This window comes from Polynucleobacter sp. 35-46-11 (assembly GCF_002281105.1).
Genome location: NZ_NCFJ01000492.1, coordinates 1 through 1,857 on the forward strand (window position 1 = coordinate 1; position 1,857 = coordinate 1,857).

Annotated in this window: 1 protein-coding gene; it reads right to left on the reverse strand. The window is 46.7% G+C overall.

All coding sequences use genetic code 11. The annotated features are described in order from the left end of the window. Nucleotides 1-27 precede the first annotated feature (27 nt). Entirely contained in the window at nucleotides 28-1,815 is a 1,788-nt protein-coding gene (locus B7Y67_RS16765) for an acetolactate synthase 3 catalytic subunit (protein WP_293599602.1), read from the reverse strand. Between the last annotated feature and the right edge of the window lie 42 nt (nucleotides 1,816-1,857).

Consider the following 1,857-nt stretch of genomic DNA (forward strand, 5'->3'; position numbering starts at 1 on the left):
CTATCAATACAGAAATAATATGTCGCATTAGAGATCCTCGCTACCCAAAAGCATTTCAGTAATACCCTTACCCGCTTGAACCATTGGCCAAACGTTTTCCTCTGGGTCTGTCTGGAAATCCATAAACACGGTTCGATCTTTCAAGCGAATCGCTTCTTTAAGAGCGCCCTCAACATCCGACTTCTTCTCAATACGCATACCAACGTGTCCAAAAGCCTCAGCCAACTTCACAAAGTCTGGCAATGAATCCATGTATGAGCTGGAATAGCGCTTGTTGTAAGTCAGCTCCTGCCATTGGCGAACCATACCAAGGTAACGGTTGTTCAATGACACAATCTTTACAGGCGTGTTGTACTGCTTGCAAGTGGAGAGTTCTTGAATACACATCTGAATAGAGCCTTCACCAGTGATAGCAAATACATCTTTCTCTGGGAATGCTTTCTTAATACCCATGGCATAAGGCAAACCCACACCCATAGTGCCCAGACCACCAGAGTTAATCCAGCGACGTGGCTTATCAAACTTATAGAACTGAGCGGCCCACATTTGATGCTGACCAACGTCAGAAGTAATAAATGCATCACCACCCGTGAGCTCCCATAATTTCTGAACTACGTACTGTGGCTTAACGATCTGCGAAGCTTCGTCATACTTCAAGCAATCTTTTTTACGCCACTCATTAATCTGCTCCCACCACGCAGCTAACTTGGCATCATTCTTGCGTGGGCCAGCAGCCTTGAGCTGAGCGGTCATTTCTTGTAAAACTTCTTTGAGATTGCCAACGATGGGCACATCTACCTTCACCCGCTTAGAAATAACAGATGGGTCGATATCAATATGAATGATCTTGCGTGGATGGCTTGCAAAGTGGGCCGTGTTACCGATCACGCGGTCATCAAAACGCGCCCCAATTGCAATCAACACATCGCTGTGCTGCATCGCCATATTGGCTTCATAGGTGCCGTGCATACCAAGCATGCCCACAAACTGTGGACTGGTACCTGGGAAACCACCAAGACCCATCAGAGTGTTGGTAACTGGATAACCCAACAAATCAGCAAACTCTTTTAATTCTGGAGCGGCATCGGCCAAAATCACACCACCACCGGTATAAATGAATGGGCGCTCGGCTTCCTGCAATAAAGAAACCGCTTTACGAATCTGTCCGCTATGCCCCTTTACCACTGGGTTATATGAACGCATCTCCAATGTTTCTGGGTAGATGAACGCTCCTTTGGCTGCAGATACATCCTTAGGAATATCAATCAATACCGGGCCTGGGCGGCCTGTTTGCGCAATATGGAAAGCCTTCTTAATTACCAAAGGAAGATCTTTCACATCCTTTACCAAGAAGTTGTGCTTTACCACTGGGCGAGTAATGCCAACGGTATCAGCCTCTTGGAAAGCATCTTCACCAATTGCGTAAGTCGGCACGTTACCGCTTATGACTACCAACGGTATGGAATCAGTATAGGCAGTAGCGATTCCGGTAACCGCATTGGTTACGCCAGGGCCCGAAGTGACTAGAGCGACGCCAACCTTACCGGTTGCTCGCGCATAACCATCGGCCGCATGTACTGCTGCTTGTTCATGGCGAACAAGGATGTGTTCAAACTTGTCCTGCTTAAAAATTTCGTCGTAGATAAAGAGAACGGAACCACCTGGGTAACCCCAAACGTATTCAACACCCTCTTTATGTAAAGCCTGTACCAACATCTCAGCGCCAATCATTTCGGGCGCATTCGCTGTGGAATTGGAGTTTGCTGTGTCTTGGTTAGCTTTAGAAGCTAAAAATTCGGCGCTGCTTGTATTCATTTTCTTTCGTCCTTTGCAATTTTCGGCAAAAAATTGTTTGGT